A 15692-nucleotide genomic window follows, 5' to 3' on the forward strand; every position below is an offset into this window, starting at 1 on the left:
CGGCTTACAAATCGAAGCGATCGACCGCCCGCCGCCGCTCGTTGTCATCGCGTACGTCGTAGTTGGCGGTCGTCTGGATATTGCTGTGATGCGCCAGTTTCTGCGCGATCGACAGGTCGTGCTCCTCGATCACCCGAGTAATGAACGAGCGCCGGAAATCGTGGGGCATGATCTTCACCCCGACCTGCGTTCCGCGTTGGCGGGCAATGTAGTAAATCGCGTGTTTGGTGATGCGCTCGCGGGTGATGTGGCTGCCGCGACGAATACGGTTGAACAGAAACGCATCGTCGCTCTCGCCTTCCTTGAGCTGTGAGCGACGCAGTTCCAGCCAGGCGTCGAGCTTGGCAAACGCCCAGGCTGGCGCGTACTTGATCAGCTGTTTGTTGCCTTTGCCGGTCACGGTCAGGCTGCGTTCGTGGAAGTCGACCTGACTCAGATCCAGATCCACCGATTCCGACTTGCGCATGCCGGTGCCGTACAGCAACGCAATCACCGCCGCATCACGCAGGCCCTGCGGGCGCGGGTCGGCAGCGCAGACTTCCATCAGTTCGTGAATCAACGTGCGCTTGAGATTGCGGCCCTGGGACAAACGCGTGCCGGCAATGCCTTTGACCGAACGCATTTTCAGCAGGTGATCCTGGCTGATCAGGCTCATGCGCCAGGCTTCGTTCATCACCCCGCGCACGGCGTTCACATACAGGGACGAAGTGTTCGGTGCGTAACCGTCGGCACGCAACGCGGCGACCAGCGCCACCACGTCTTCCGGTTGCAAACCGTGCCACGGGATCTCTTCGATATCGACGTCTTCGAAACCGAGGCGGTCGGCGGCGTCTTGCAGCACGTAACGCATGGTCAACTGGCTGGAAGGCGCCAGTCGCGCCAGGTAAACGGTCAGTGGATTGCTGGTGGACGGTGCGGGTTGGGTACTCGACAAATCACTCAAACGAAATGGCCTTGAAATAAAAAACGATTCAACAAAAACAATAAATGCATGAAATGAAACGCAAAAAACGGCATGACTCAATGAAAGGGGTTGCCGCGAAAGGCCGACAACCTGCCGTTCGAGGCCGCAAAAGTCAATCGGGCATTCCCCGAACGGTCCATTTGCGGGCTCATCCGCACGGTAGACGAACTGAAACATCGCGCTCTTATCTTCAATGCATGGAACTGCAGGCAGGAGTGCGGCATGAAGATCACGGTGTTTGGCAGTGGTTATGTCGGTCTGGTGCAAGCGGCGGTGCTGGCCGAGGTGGGGCACGAGGTCGTGTGCATGGATGTCGACGCGCAGAAGATCGAGCAGCTGCGCGAGGGGCACGTCAGTATTTTCGAGCCGGGCCTGGCAAACCTGGTGCGTGAAGGGCTGGATGCCAATCGCCTGCAATTCACCACCGATGAACGACGCGCCGTGTTGCATGGGCGGGTAGCGTTTATCGCGGTGGGGACGCCGTCACGCGAGGACGGTTCGGCGGACCTGCGCTATGTGCTGTCGGTCGGCGACGCGATTGCCCGGCATCGTGAGCAGCCATTGATCGTGGTGGAGAAATCCACGGTGCCGGTGGGCACGGGCGATGCCTTGCGCAGCCACATCGAGAAGGCGCTGATCAAGATCGGCCGTTTGCTGCAGTTCGATATCGTCTCCAACCCGGAATTTCTCAAGGAAGGCTCTGCCGTCGCCGATTGCCGGCGGCCGGATCGTATCGTCATCGGCTGCGAAAGCGCTGAGGTGCGCGAAGTGATGCGCGATCTGTACGCGCCGTTCAATCGCAACCATGAGCGCATCCTGTTCATGGATCTGCGCAGCGCCGAGCTGACCAAATACGCCGCCAATTGCATGCTGGCGACCAAGATCAGCTTCATCAACCAGATCGCCGAACTCGCCGAGCATCTGGGTGCGGACATTGAAGCGGTGCGCCAGGGCATCGGTGCCGATATGCGGATCGGCTATCACTTCATTTACCCGGGTTGCGGCTACGGCGGATCGTGTTTTCCCAAGGACATGCGCGCGCTGATTCACAGTGCCGAGAAGGCGCACTGCTCAAGTGATCTGCTGCAAGCGGTCGAGGCGATCAACCAGCGCCAGAAGCACAAGCTGTTCGAGCGCATCAATGCCTTCTACCGGGGCGATTTGCGCGGCAAGATCTTTGCCCTGTGGGGCCTGGCGTTCAAGCCCAACACTGACGATATGCGTGACGCGCCGAGTCGGGTGCTGCTCGAGGATTTGTGGGCTGCCGGTGCCAGCGTGCGTGCGTTCGATCCCGAGGCCATGCTGGAAACGCAGAAGCTCTATCCGAACGAGTCAAAACTGATGTTGATGGGCACGCCGGAATCGGTACTGGCCGGCGCCGATGCGTTGATCATCTGCACCGAATGGCAACAGTTCAAAGCCCCGGATTTCGAGCTGATCAAACAGCGTCTGCACAGCCCGGTGATTTTCGACGGGCGCAACCTGTACGACGCCGAACGCCTGGCGCGCAACGGGTTTCAGTATTTCCCGATGGGGCGCGGCGAATCGTGCAGGTTGCCGATCACATTGCGGCAGAGACCGGCGGCTTCGGATGTGGCTTGAGCTGCCCCGGTGGGAGTCAGTGGTAATTGTGGGTGCACACCCCCTGTAGGAGTGAGCCTGCTCGCGATAGCGGTGTACCATTCGACACATTCAGAGGCTGACCCACCACCATCGCGAGCAGGCTCACTCCTACAAGGGGGCGATAGTGGATCAGCTTTTTGCCCCAGGCTTCCCGAATAAGGACATTCCCCTTCCGTGGCCATCTATTCTCCGTTCATTCGCCGGCTGATGATCAGCTCGCTGACCGTGGTGGTCAGTCGTGCTCTGGTCAGTCCGCTGCTGACGCTGTTCCTCAGCAACAAGCTCGGGCTCAATCCGCAGGATGTCGGCCTGCTGCTGGGCATTGCCGTGTTCAGCGCCACGCTGCTGTCGCTGTACGGCGGCTACATCATCGACAAGCTGGACAAACGCCAATTGCTGATCCTGTCCATGCTTTCCAGCGGTATCGGCCTGATCCTGCTGACCTTCGCGCAGAACCTGTATCTGGTCACCGTGGTGCTGATCATCAGCGAAACTGCGTCGGCGCTGTTCCTCATCGGTAGCAAGGCGATCCTCAGCGAACAGCTGCCGGTGGGCCAGCGGGTCAAGGCGTTTTCCCTCAATTACACGCTGACCAACATCGGCTACGCCGTCGGCCCGATGCTCGGCGTGGTGATTGCCGGAGTGCAGCCGTCCGCGCCTTTCATCGTTGCCGGTGCAATTGCCATTGGCAGTATTTTTCTCCTGCTCGGCGTGGCCAGGGATGCCCGTCCGATCACTGCTGGCAGCGCGCCGCAAAGTTTCCTCAACACCCTGGTGATCCTGAAAAACGACCGCACGATGGTGTTGTTCACCCTCGGCTGTCTGCTCAGCACATTGGTGCACGGGCGCTTCACCCTTTACCTGTCGCAATACCTGCTGGTCACCCATAACCAGCAACAGATGCTCGACACCATGGCCGCCCTGCTCGCGTGCAACGCAATCACGGTGATCCTGCTGCAGTACCAGGTCGGTCGCTGGCTCAGCCGCGAACACCTGCGTCACTGGATTGCCGGTGGCACCGCGCTGTTCATCGCCGGGTTGATCGGTTTCAGCATGGCGGACAGCCTGCTCGGCTGGTGCGTGGCGATGTTCATCTTCACCTTGGGCGAGATGATCATTTACCCGGCCGACTTCCTGTTCGTCGACACCCTCGCCCCGGAGGCCCTGCGCGGCAGCTACTACGGCGCGCAGAACCTCGCCGCCCTTGGTGGCGGCGCGAGCCCGGTCATTTGCGGGTTTCTGCTGATGCACACACCCGCCCCGAGCATGTTCTATGCGCTGAGCGGATTGGCGGCACTGGGCGGTTATCTATGCTTCATCAGCGCGCGTCGCACTGCTTCAATGCAAAGATAGTGCACTAAAAGTGCATTTATATGAATTTGTCAGCATCGAGTTTGATCGGCAAACTACGCGCGTTCCTCCCCCAATGTTGGAACCTTCGAGGGCTTTCCGGATATGCCGGACAAGTCCTTTTTTTTGTCCCGGTTTTTGCAAAGGATCAGTTCTACATGCTTGCTCGCTGGTTGCCCGCCGCCATCAACACCCGCCCCACAGAATGGAGCCGTGCCGCGATCGGCATGAGCCTGGGCACGCTGGTCAGCGTGTGGATGTGCGCGCAGGTGTTCGGGCATGACGTCGCGTTTCATCTGATCGGCCCGCTCGGCGCTTCGGCGGTGTTGCTGTTCGCGGTGTCCTCCGGCGCCCTCGCCCAGCCGTGGTCGATTCTCGGCGGCTACCTGTGTGCCGGCGTGGTCGCCTTACTGGTGGCCCACGTGCTCGGCCGAACGCTGGGCAGCGCCTGCCTCGCCGCCGGCATGGCGGTGATCCTGATGTGCTGGCTGCGTTGCCTGCATCCACCGGCCGGTGCCTTGGCATTGACACTGGTGCTGGCCGATCCGGCGACCATCGCCATGGACTGGAAAGCCATGGAGCCGGTGATGCTCGGTGCCCTGTGCATGCTCGCCAGCGCCTTGGCCTACAACAACCTGACCCGCATCCGCTACCCGAAACGCCCCGCCGATCCGGCCCCGCCAGTGGTCCCGATCGACAGCCAGGCGATCACCGCCGAAGACCTGAAACGGGCGCTGGCCGACATGGAGGCTTTCATCGACGTCACCCCCGAAGACCTCGAACGCCTGATCCACGCCAGCGAACTGCACGCCAAACGCCGCAGCATCAGCGAAACCTTCAGATAACCGCGCAATTTCGAGGCATGTAAAAACGCAGATTCCCCCTGCAGATATCCCCGTTGTACACGGCAAATTTGCACTGTTACGATCCGCTAACGCCCGCGCGCGGGCTTTTCGAATAAAGACAATAAAAGCAGGGAGTTACTGATGACAGCTCAGGCTTCATCCCGGCGGACCCCGTCCATGGATGCCATGCAAAACGATGTGCTGGCCGAGGTGCGCAACCACATCGGCCACCTGACCCTCAACCGCCCTGCGGGCCTCAATGCAATCACCCTCGACATGGTGCGTCTGCTGCAACAGCAGCTCGATGCCTGGGCGTCTGACGCCGAAGTGCACGCCGTGGTATTGCGCGGTGCCGGTGAAAAGGCCTTCTGCGCCGGCGGTGATATTCGTTCGCTGTACGACAGTTACAAGAGCGGCGACACGCTGCACGAAGATTTCTTCGTCGAGGAATACGCCCTCGACCTGACGATTCATCACTACCGCAAACCGGTGCTGGCCTTGATGGACGGTTTTGTCCTCGGCGGCGGCATGGGCCTGGTGCAAGGCGCCGATCTGCGCGTAGTCACCGAGAAGAGCCGTCTGGCGATGCCGGAAGTGGCCATCGGTTATTTCCCTGATGTCGGCGGCAGTTATTTCCTGCCGCGCATTCCCGGTGAGCTGGGGATTTATCTGGGCGTCAGCGGCGTGCAGATTCGCGCTGCCGACGCGCTGTACTGCGGCCTCGCCGACTGGTATCTGGACAGCAGCAAATTGGCCCTGCTCGATGAAAAGCTCGACCAGATGGAATGGCAGGACACACCGCTCAAGTCGCTGCAGAACCTGCTCGCCAGGCACGCCGTGCAAACCTTGCCCGATGCGCCGCTCGAAGCCTTGCGCCCGGCCATCGACCACTTCTTTGCGCTGCCCGACGTGCCGAGCATGATCGAGCAATTGCGCGCCGTCACCGTCGCCGACAGCCACGAATGGGCGCTGACCACGGCAGATCTGCTGGAAACCCGCTCGCCGCTGGCCATGGCCGTGACCCTGGAAATGCTCCGTCGTGGCAGGCACTTGAGCCTGGAGCACTGCTTTGCTCTGGAACTGCACCTGGACCGCCAGTGGTTCGCCCGGGGCGACCTGATCGAGGGCGTGCGCGCCCTGCTGATCGACAAGGACAAGTCACCGCGCTGGAACCCGCCAACCGTCGCTGGGCTGGACGCTGCGCAGGTGGCGAGTTTCTTCCATGGTTTTGATGAGAGCGGGAGCTGAGCCATGCACGATCTCGAACTGACTGAAGAACAAGTGATGATCCGCGACATGGCCCGGGATTTTGCCCGCGGCGAGATCGCGCCCCATGCCCAGGCCTGGGAAAAGGCCGGCTGGATCGACGACGCCCTGGTGGCGAAGATGGGCGAGCTGGGCTTGCTCGGCATGGTCGTGCCTGAGGAATGGGGCGGCACTTACGTCGATTACGTCGCCTATGCGCTGGCCGTCGAAGAAATCTCCGCCGGTGACGGCGCGACCGGCGCGTTCATGAGCATTCACAACTCGGTCGGCTGCGGCCCGGTGCTCAACTACGGCAGTGACGAACAGAAGCAGACCTGGCTGGCCGATCTGGCCAGCGGGCAAACCATCGGTTGCTTCTGCCTGACCGAACCCCAGGCCGGCTCCGAAGCGCACAACCTGCGTACCCGCGCCGAACTGCGCGACGGCCAATGGGTGATCAATGGCGCCAAGCAATTTGTCAGCAATGGCAAACGGGCGAAACTGGCGATCGTGTTTGCGGTGACTGATCCGGATCTCGGCAAAAAAGGCCTTTCGGCGTTTCTGGTGCCGACCGATACGCCGGGTTTCATCGTCGATCGCACCGAACACAAAATGGGCATTCGCGCTTCCGACACCTGCGCGGTGACGCTGAACAACTGCAGCATCCCCGAGGCCAACCTGCTCGGCGAGCGTGGCAAAGGCCTGGCCATTGCCCTGTCCAACCTTGAAGGCGGACGCATCGGCATCGCGGCACAGGCATTGGGCATTGCCCGGGCGGCGTTTGAAGCGGCGCTGGCCTATTCGAAGGATCGCGTGCAATTCGACAAGCCAATCATCGAGCACCAGAGCATTGCCAATCTGCTCGCTGACATGCACATGCAGATCAATGCCGCGCGGTTGCTGATCCTGCATGCAGCGCGGCTGCGCACGGCGGGCAAACCGTGCTTGTCCGAGGCATCACAGGCCAAGCTGTTTGCTTCGGAAATGGCTGAGAAAGTGTGTTCTTCGGCGATTCAGATTCATGGCGGTTACGGCTATCTCGAGGATTATCCGGTCGAGAAGTATTACCGCGATGCGCGCATTACCCAGATTTATGAAGGGTCGAGCGAGATACAGCGGATGGTGATTGCGCGGGATCTGAAGAACTACCAGTTGTGATGGTGTCGCCCCCCTTCCCCTCACCCCAGCCCTCTCCCCAGGGAGAGGGAGCAGACCGAGTCGGTTACGGATTCAGCGACAACCTTTCAGGTCGGCGTAATTCGCCAATATAGCGCGGTCAGTCCCCTCTCTCCAGGGAGAGGGAGCAGACCGAGTCGGTTACGGATTCAGCGTCAACCTTTCAGGTCGGCGTAATTCGCCAATATCGCCCGGTCAGTCCCCTCTCCCCAGGGAGAGGGAGCAGACCGAGTCGGTTACGGATTCAGCGACAACCTTTCAGGTCGGCGTAATTCGCCAATATCGCCCGTTCAGTCCCCTCTCCCTCCGGGAGAGGGCTAGGGTGAGGGGCTTTTGAAGGTTTCACACATTATTCCTGCCCCGAACGCCGGATCGCCCTCACCCCCAACGCCGCCAGATCACTTTCCCCCTCGCCCAACGCCACCGCATCCAGCAAGTTATCGCGCAACACGCTGGCCACCGGCAACGGCACATGATTCGGCTCGCCGGCCTTCAGCGCCAGGCCAACATCCTTCAAGCCCAGGCGCAGAGTAAAACCCGCCCCCTCCGTCTCCCGCGCGGCAATTTTCGGCCCGTAGACCTTATAGGCCGGTGCCGCGAACAGCGTGTTGGTAATGAACTCGACGAAATCGCTATTGCCCACGCCATAACTCTGGGTCAACGCCATTGCTTCGCCGGTGGCTTCGATGGCGCTGATCAGCATCATGTTGGTGGCGATCTTGAGGATGGCGGCGTTGACCGGGTCTTCACCCATCGGCCAGGTTTTCTGCCCCATCACATCCAGCAGTGGCTGAACCCGAGCAAGCGCGGTGGCCGGACCGCCGACGGCGATGTTGAGCTTGCCGGCCTCGGCCAGATCGTTGCGTCCGAATACCGGGGCGGCAATCAGTTGGGCGCCGACGCTGTCATGCAGCGCTGCCAGCTCCTTGATGAACTCGACCGACAGCGTGGCCATGCTCAGGTGAATCAGCCCCGGCTTGCTTGAGGCCAATGCGCCGCTGTCGATCAGCACCGAGCGCGTCACCGCGTCGTCAGCGAGCATGCTGATCACCACTTCAGCATCGAAGGCTTCGCCGGGATCGCCTGCGGAGGTTGCGCCCTGGCTGACCAGTTGTTCGACGGCAGGCTGGCTGCGGTTCCACACCCGCACTTCATGGCCGGCCTTGAGCAGGTTGGCAGCCATGCCCTTGCCCATGGAACCCAGCCCGATAAATCCGATACGCATGTTGACCTCCGCTCTTGATGTGCAAGAAGGTCAACAGACTAGCGCTAGTGAGTGGGCCTTTAAAAGCTTCGCGAGCAGGCTCGCTCCCACACTGGACGGTGGAGCTCCCTGTGGGAGCGAGCCTGCTCGCGAAAGCGCCAGCGGGACACAATCACTTGCCCTGGAATGCAGCCTCACGCTTGGCAATAAACGCCGCCATCCCTTCCTTCTGATCCTGCGTCGCAAACGCCGCATGGAACACCCGGCGCTCGAAACGCACGCCCTCCGTAAGGTTGACCTCAAACGCGCGGTTCACGCTCTCCTTGATCATCATCGCAATCGGCAGCGATTTGCCGGCGATCACTGCTGCGACTTTCAGCGCCTCATCAAGCAGTTCATCACTCGGCACGATTCGCGCGACGATGCCGCAGCGCTCGGCTTCCACCGCGTCGATCATGCGCCCGCTCAGGCACATTTCCATGGCCTTGGCCTTGCCCACCGCGCGGGTCAGGCGCTGGGTGCCGCCCATGCCTGGCAGCACGCCGAGGTTGATCTCCGGCTGGCCGAATCTGGCATTGTCGCCAGCCAGAATGAAGTCGCACATCAGCGCCAGTTCGCAGCCACCGCCGAGGGCAAAACCGTTGACCGCGGCGATGATTGGCTTGCGCCGGTTGGCGACGCGATCGCTGTCGCTGAACAGATCGTCCATGTAGATCTGCGGATAGGTCAGCTCGGCCATTTCCTTGATGTCGGCGCCGGCGGCAAAGGCTTTTTTCGAGCCGGTGAGGACGATGCAACCAATGTGTGCGTCGGCTTCCAGCGCATCCAGAGCGTGGTTCACTTCACTGACCAGTTGCGCGTTCAGCGCGTTCAGCGCCTGCGGCCGGTTGAGGGTGATCAGGCCGACGCGGTCGCGGGTTTCCAGCAGAATCGTTTCGTAAGTCATGAAGAAAATTCCTTGTCAGAGATTGCGCGAAATAACCATGCGCTGAATGTCGCTGGTGCCTTCGTAGATCTGGCAGACGCGCACGTCGCGGTAGATGCGTTCCAGCGGGAAGTCGTTGAGGTAACCGTAACCGCCGAGGGTTTGCAAGGCCATTGAGCAGACCTTCTCGGCCATTTCCGAGGCGAACAGCTTGGCCATCGACGCCTCGACCAGCGCCGGCTGGCCGCTGTCACGCAAGGCCGCTGCGTAATGCACCATCTGCCGGGCGACGGCAATTTGCGTGGCCATGTCCGCCAGGCGGAATGCCACGGCCTGATGCTCGATGATTGGCTTGCCGAAGGTGTCACGCTCGCGGGCGTAATCACGGGCGGCCTCGAAGGCGGCACGGGCCATGCCGACGGCTTGCGAGGCGATGCCGACGCGGCCGCCTTCGAGATTCGCCAGTGCGATTTTGTAGCCCTCGCCCTCCTCGCCGAGGCGGTTGGCGACCGGCACTTTCACATCTTCGAAGAGGATCTGGCAGGTGTCGGAGGCGTGTTGGCCGAGCTTGTCTTCGACCCGCGCAACCTTGTAGCCAGGCGAGTCGGTCGGCACGATAAACGCGCTGATCCCGCGTTTGCCGGCGCTCGGGTCGGTCACGGCAAACACGATCACGACACCGGCGTTCTGCCCGGAGGTGATGAACTGTTTGCAGCCATTCAACACGTAGTGATCGCCTTCCAGCCGCGCGCGGGTCTTCAGGCTGCTGGCGTCGGAACCGGCCTGCGGTTCGGTCAATGCAAAGGCACCGAGCATGGCGCCGCTGGCCAGCGGTTTGAGGAAGCGCTCGCGCTGGTCGTCATTGCCGAACTTGAGAATCGGCACGCAGCCGACCGAGTTGTGCACGCTCATGATCGTCGAGCAGGCACCGTCGCCGGCGGCGATTTCCTCCAGGGCCATGGCGTAGGCCAGATAGCCGGTGTCACAACCGCCCCACTGCTCCGGCACGAGCATGCCGAAGAAGCCCAGGCCGGCCATCTCGGCGATGGCTTCCCTGGGGAAACGGTGCTCGCGATCCCACTCGGCAGCGAACGGTTTGAGCCGCTCCTCGGCAAACTGCCGGGCCATGTCGCGGATCTGATGTTGGTCTTCGTTGGGGATCATGATGATTCCTTCAAATCTGGGTACGACATAGAACTCTGTGGGAGCGAGCCTGCTCGCGAAAGCGGTGTGTCAGTTACGCATGTGCCGGCTGAAACGACGTTTTCGCGAGCAGGCTCGCTCCCACAGTTGATCGGAGATGCCTTCAGTAAACGCACTCCACAGCCATGGCCGTGGCTTCGCCGCCGCCAATGCAGATGGCTGCAATCCCGCGTTTGAGCTGTTTCTGCCGCAGTGCCGCCAGCAGCGTCACCAGAATCCGCGCGCCCGAGGCGCCGATCGGGTGACCCAGCGCACAGGCGCCGCCATGCACGTTGAGCTTGTCGTGGGGAATCTCCAGATGCGTCATCGCCGCCATGCCGACCACCGCGAACGCTTCATTGACTTCAAACAGATCCACCTGATCCAGTGCCCAGCCGGTTTTCTTCACCAGTTTCTTGATCGCGCCAATCGGTGCGGTGGGAAACAGGCCCGGGGTGTCGGCAAACGCCGAATGGCCGTGAATCACCGCCAGCGGTTTGAGGCCCAGTTGCTGCGCGTGGGATTGGCGCATCAGCACCAGTGCCGCCGCGCCGTCGGAGATTGAGCTGGAGTTGGCCGCCGTGACCGTGCCGCCTTCGCGGAACGCCGGTTTCAGCGAGCCGACCTTGTCGAGTTTGGCTTTCGGCGGCTGCTCGTCGTTACTGATCACCACCTGTTCTTTGCCGACGGTGACGGTCAGCGGGACGATTTCGTCCTGGAAGCTGCCGTCCTTGATCGCCTGTTGTGCGCGGGTGGTCGAGGCGATGGCGAAAGCGTCCTGCGCTTCGCGGCTAAAGCCGTTGGTCTCGGCGCAATCCTCGGCGAAGGTACCCATCAGCCGGCCCTTGTCGTAGGCGTCTTCGAGGCCGTCGAGGAACATCGAATCGAGCACGCGGCCATGGCCCATGCGATAACCGGCGCGGGCACGATCGAGCAGGTACGGCGAGTTGGACATGCTTTCCATGCCACCGGCAATCACCACATCGGCACTGCCAGCGAGCAGCATGTCGTGGGCCATGATGGTGGTCTGCATGCCCGAGCCGCACATCTTGTTGACCGTGGTGCAGCGCGTCGATTTATCCAGCCCGGCGCCCAGCGCAGCCTGGCGTGCCGGCGCTTGGCCGAGGCCCGCCGGCAGTACGCAGCCGAACAGCACTTCATCAACCGCGTCACTGGCGACACCGGCGCGTTCGACCGCCGCCTTGATTGCCGCCGCGCCAAGTTGCGGTGCAGTGAGGCTTTTCAGTTCGCCCTGAAAGCCGCCCATCGGTGTGCGGACGGCGCTGACGATAACAATCGGATCGTTGGACATAGTCATGACGGATTCCTCTTTACTTGGCGGCCATACGCAAGGCGCCGTCGAGACGGATCACCTCACCGTTGAGCATGCTGTTTTCAATGATGTGGCGTACCAGCGCGGCGTATTCGGCGGGCTTGCCCAGACGCGGCGGAAACGGCACGCCCGCGGCCAATGAGTCGCGCACTTCCGGGGTCATGCCGGCCATCATTGGCGTTTCGAAGATACCCGGTGCGATGGTCATCACGCGAATGCCGAAGCGCGCCAGTTCACGGGCGGCGGGCAGGGTCAGGCTGGCGATCGCACCTTTCGACGCCGAGTACGCAGCCTGACCGATCTGGCCATCGAATGCTGCGACCGAGGCAGTGTTGATGATCACCCCCCGCTCGCCGTCAGCATTGGCTTCGCTCTCGGCAATGGCCGCCGCGGCCAGACGCAGCATGTTGAAGCTGCCGATCAGGTTGACGTTGATCACTTGGGCAAAACTGCTCAGGGCGTGCGGGCCGTTCTTGCCGAGGATCTTCTCGCCGCGAACGATGCCGGCGCAGTTGATCAGGCCGTTGAGGCTGCCAAATGCGGCGATGGTCGCCTGCACAGCAGCTTCGGCGGCGGCTTCGTTGCTGATGTCGGCGACGACGCTCTGCGCACCGAGGCGCTCGGCTTGAGCGGCGACGGCTTCGGCGTTCATGTCGACCAGCATGACTTTTGCGCCGGCACTGATCAGCAACTCAGCGCTGGCGGCACCAAGGCCGGAGGCGCCGCCGGTGACGATAAAAACCTTGTTCTCGATCTGCATGACGGTGTTTCCTTGGATTCAAGCTGAAACGTTGTGCGCCGCGGCCTCTTGAGCCTTGGCGATTTCCTGGTTGCGCAAGATAAAGCGCTGCAATTTGCCACTCGGGGTCTTGGGCAATTCGCTGACAAATTCGATTTCACGCGGGTACGAATGCGCGGCCAGACGCTTGCGCACATGTTGGCGCAGCTCTTCGGCCAACTCCGGCGCGGCGCGGTACTGCGCACTCAGCACGACGAAGGCTTTGACCAGTTCGGTGCGTTCCGGGTCGGGCTTGCCGACGACCGCCGCTTCGACCACGGCCGGGTGTTCGATCAGCGCACTTTCCACATCGAACGGGCCGACGCGGTAGCCCGAGGTGGTGATCACGTCATCGCTGCGGCCGACGAAGCTGATGCTGCCGTCGGGGTTCCATTCGACGGTGTCGCCGCTCAGGTAGTAGTCGCCGACGAAGGCCTTGGTCGGTGCGCCTTCGTAGCCGCCGAACCAGCACATCGGCGATTTCGCCCGGTCGATGGCGAGAATGCCGGGCTGGCCGACGCCCAGCTCGTTGTACTGCTCATCGAGCACGACGATGCGGTGGCCGGGCGAAGCGAAACCGGCAGCGCCAACATGGACGGGGTGCTCGAGGCCGTGATGGTTGCACAGCACCATGCCCAGTTCGGTCTGGCCGTAGTGGTCGTGGATGACCACGTCGAGGTTGTCGGCGAACCAGCGGATCACTTCCGGATTCAGCGGTTCACCGGCGCTGCTGACGATGCGCAGCTTGCCCTTGATCGATCTGGCGAACTCCTCTCCCCCGGCAATCAGCAGACGATAGGCAGTGGGCGAGCCGGTGAGGTTGCTGATGGCGTATTTGTTGATCACCCGGCAGGTGCTTTCGAGGGTGAACGGGCCATCGTAGAAGGTGATCGGGTGACCCAGCGCCAACGGCCCGGTCACACCGAAATAAATGCCATAGGCCCAGCCCGGATCAGCGACGTTCCAGAACGCATCTTCAGGACGCAGGTCCACCGCATCGCGGGTGTAGCTCTGGAACGCGACGATCGCTTTGAGCGGCACCGACAGCGCTTTCGCCGGCCCCGTAGTGCCTGAAGTGAACATCAGCAGGAACGGGTCTTCGCCGGTCAGCAGCACCGGTGCGCAGACATTGGAATAGTTGCTCAGCTCGGCCCAGAAACTGAAATCACCACGGACAATGCCCTGACCTTTCACGCCGCCAACCGTGACGATGGTCGGGCACTCGCCGACCTCATTGAGCTTTGGCCGGTTGACCGCATCGGTCACCACAACCGTCGCCCCGGAGCTGTTCAAGCGATGTTCAAGGGCTTTGGGACCGAACGCGGTGAATAGCGGCTGATACACCGCGCCGATGCGCCAGGTGGCGAGCACGGTGATCAGTAATTCGACGTTGCGCGGCAGCAGTCCGGCGACTCTATCGCCCTTTTGCACGCCTTGGGCGAGGAGGAAATTGGCAAAACGCGCGGCTTTGTCTTGCAGGTCAGTGAAGGTGTAAGTCGCACTTGAACCGTCGCGACCTTCCCAGAACAAGGCAATGCGACCGGGCAAGGTGTGGCGGTCGCAGCATTCGACGCAGGCGTTGAGCGCCGCCAGCGAGCCGCTGAGCGACGCGTCGACGGTGTGCTGATAATCGAACTGTTCGGTGGCAGACAAGTAATCGCGCATTGCCAGAATCCCTCGGTGTTTTTATTAGGCTGGGAACCGTAAACAACACAGGGATAGTCGCGCCGTGCGGGGCCTGGGGCAATGGTCAAAATTATCAAAGTAGCTGACTGGTTTGGCCAAGGGATTGGCGCCGCATCCCCTGTAGGAGCTGACGAGTGCAACGAGGCTGCGATCTGTTGATCTTGATTTTCACCATCAAGATCAAAAGATCGCAGCCTTCGGCAGCTCCTACGGGGGAACGCATTTCAAAGTGTGGGAGCGAGCCTGCTCGCGAAGGCGTCGGGTCAGACGACCTCATTCAGGATCAGCGTGCGGTAATGCCCCGGGTTCGACCCGGACCACTTGCGAAACGCCTTGTAGAACGAGCTGGCATCAGCAAAGCCCAGTCGGGTGGCGATCTCGACAAAACTGATCGAAGGCTCTGCCAGCCAGGTGATTGCCAGTTCCTTGCGCACACTGTCCTTGAGCCCCTGATAGGTCTGCCCTTCCTCGGCCAGACGCCGGCGCAACGTCGAGGCGGACATGCACAGTTGCTGGGCCAAGGCCTCGGTTTCCGGCCACTGCTCGGCGGGCAGTTGCCGCAGATCCTGCTTGATCCGGCTCGCCAGGCTGTCCGGGTCGCGGTACTTGACCAGAATGTTCGCCGGCGCCTGGGCGAGAAAGCGCTTCAGCTCTTCGGCGCTGCGCTTGACCGGCAGGTCGAGGCAGTCGGCGGAAAAAATCATTCGCGTGCGTGGACGTTCGAAACGCAGGTTCTCCGAAAACATCACCCGGTAGTCGTCGGTGAAATCCGGTTCGGCGCAGCGCAGTTCGATCGCCAGAATCGGAATCCGCCGCCCGGCCAGCCAGCACGCTACGCCGTGCACGATCATCCAGTAAGTGAAATAGGTGAACGCACGACGTGGGTCGGCATCGTCTTCGAGCAGGACGATTTCGGCGAGGCTCTGCTGATGCACCAGTTGCGCCGGCAGGCGTTCGAGCATCAGCGAAAGGAAATTCAGGCCGGTGTCCAGCGCTGCCGCCAGCGTCGGTTGCGCCATGGCGCTGCGACACAGGAATGCCAGGCTGCCGGACTTGAGCTTGCGCGGGTCCATGCCGAAGAACTCGTCATCACCGCGCCGGGCCAACAGGCGCCAGAGTTTGGCGTATTGCGAGGCCGGCACCCTGCCCGCGTCGGATGCCAACAGAGCCGGAGCAATGCCGACCTTGCTCAACGCCTCATCCGTGGCCGCGCCCGGAGCACAACTCTGCAGCAGTGCTTCGCGCACCAGTGGAATGGCAATGGTGTCTTTGTCCGCCATGGAGCGAGGTAAGCCTTGTTGTTTTTTGGGTGATGGGCATCTTAACCCAGCCTCTCTGACCCAATACAAATCCCTTGTAGGAGTGAGCCTGCTCGCGATAG

At 61.6% G+C, this 15692-nt stretch carries 13 protein-coding genes; 5 read left to right on the forward strand and 8 right to left on the reverse strand.

Annotated features, from left to right (window positions below; genetic code table 11):
• Nucleotides 1–4 precede the first annotated feature (4 nt).
• Nucleotides 5–943: a tyrosine recombinase XerC gene (gene xerC / locus DCO47_RS02010; protein WP_309475230.1), complete on the reverse strand. Its 939-nt coding sequence runs from the start codon at nt 941–943 to the stop codon at nt 5–7.
• Between the two features lie 243 nt (nt 944–1186).
• Between xerC and DCO47_RS02015 the strand changes: the two genes are divergently transcribed.
• From DCO47_RS02015 to DCO47_RS02040, 5 genes are all read left to right on the forward strand, one after another.
• Nucleotides 1187–2566 (forward strand): UDP-glucose/GDP-mannose dehydrogenase family protein, encoded by a 1380-nt coding sequence (locus tag DCO47_RS02015; protein ID WP_116657337.1) that lies wholly within the window; start codon nt 1187–1189, stop codon nt 2564–2566.
• Nucleotides 2567–2761: 195 nt separating this feature from the next.
• Nucleotides 2762–3940: an MFS transporter gene (locus DCO47_RS02025; protein WP_116657338.1), complete on the forward strand. Its 1179-nt coding sequence runs from the start codon at nt 2762–2764 to the stop codon at nt 3938–3940.
• 155 nt (nt 3941–4095) lie between these two features.
• A complete protein-coding gene (locus tag DCO47_RS02030) occupies nt 4096–4782 on the forward strand; it encodes an HPP family protein (protein ID WP_083352777.1) in 687 nt (228 codons plus the stop codon).
• A gap of 141 nt (nt 4783–4923) precedes the next feature.
• A complete protein-coding gene (locus DCO47_RS02035; RefSeq protein ID WP_042609945.1) occupies nt 4924–6030 on the forward strand; it encodes an enoyl-CoA hydratase/isomerase family protein in 1107 nt (368 codons plus the stop codon).
• A 3-nt stretch (nt 6031–6033) separates the two neighbouring features.
• Nucleotides 6034–7185: an acyl-CoA dehydrogenase family protein gene (locus tag DCO47_RS02040; protein WP_041480377.1), complete on the forward strand. Its 1152-nt coding sequence runs from the start codon at nt 6034–6036 to the stop codon at nt 7183–7185.
• Between the two features lie 367 nt (nt 7186–7552).
• Here the strand turns inward: DCO47_RS02040 and DCO47_RS02045 are convergent, their stop codons facing one another.
• From DCO47_RS02045 to DCO47_RS02075, 7 genes are all read right to left on the reverse strand, one after another.
• The gene (locus DCO47_RS02045; RefSeq protein WP_116657339.1) at nt 7553–8428 is read right to left on the reverse strand and encodes an NAD(P)-dependent oxidoreductase; all 876 of its coding nucleotides are present in this window, start codon (nt 8426–8428) and stop codon (nt 7553–7555) included.
• A gap of 151 nt (nt 8429–8579) precedes the next feature.
• A complete protein-coding gene (locus DCO47_RS02050; protein ID WP_116657340.1) occupies nt 8580–9353 on the reverse strand; it encodes an enoyl-CoA hydratase in 774 nt (257 codons plus the stop codon).
• A 15-nt stretch (nt 9354–9368) separates the two neighbouring features.
• Nucleotides 9369–10496, reverse strand: coding sequence for an acyl-CoA dehydrogenase (locus DCO47_RS02055; RefSeq protein ID WP_116657341.1), 1128 nt, complete (start codon nt 10494–10496; stop codon nt 9369–9371).
• Nucleotides 10497–10638: 142 nt separating this feature from the next.
• Nucleotides 10639–11832, reverse strand: coding sequence for an acetyl-CoA C-acyltransferase (locus DCO47_RS02060; RefSeq protein WP_064362297.1), 1194 nt, complete (start codon nt 11830–11832; stop codon nt 10639–10641).
• A 13-nt stretch (nt 11833–11845) separates the two neighbouring features.
• Complete coding sequence (locus DCO47_RS02065) at nt 11846–12607, reverse strand: SDR family NAD(P)-dependent oxidoreductase (protein WP_116657342.1); 762 nt, start codon at nt 12605–12607, stop codon at nt 11846–11848.
• An 18-nt stretch (nt 12608–12625) separates the two neighbouring features.
• Nucleotides 12626–14290: an AMP-binding protein gene (locus DCO47_RS02070; RefSeq protein WP_116657343.1), complete on the reverse strand. Its 1665-nt coding sequence runs from the start codon at nt 14288–14290 to the stop codon at nt 12626–12628.
• Nucleotides 14291–14574: 284 nt separating this feature from the next.
• Nucleotides 14575–15591 (reverse strand): AraC family transcriptional regulator, encoded by a 1017-nt coding sequence (locus DCO47_RS02075; RefSeq protein WP_116657344.1) that lies wholly within the window; start codon nt 15589–15591, stop codon nt 14575–14577.
• Between the last annotated feature and the right edge of the window lie 101 nt (nt 15592–15692).

This window comes from Pseudomonas sp. NDM (genome assembly GCF_003105095.1).
Lineage (GTDB): Bacteria > Pseudomonadota > Gammaproteobacteria > Pseudomonadales > Pseudomonadaceae > Aquipseudomonas > Aquipseudomonas moraviensis_A.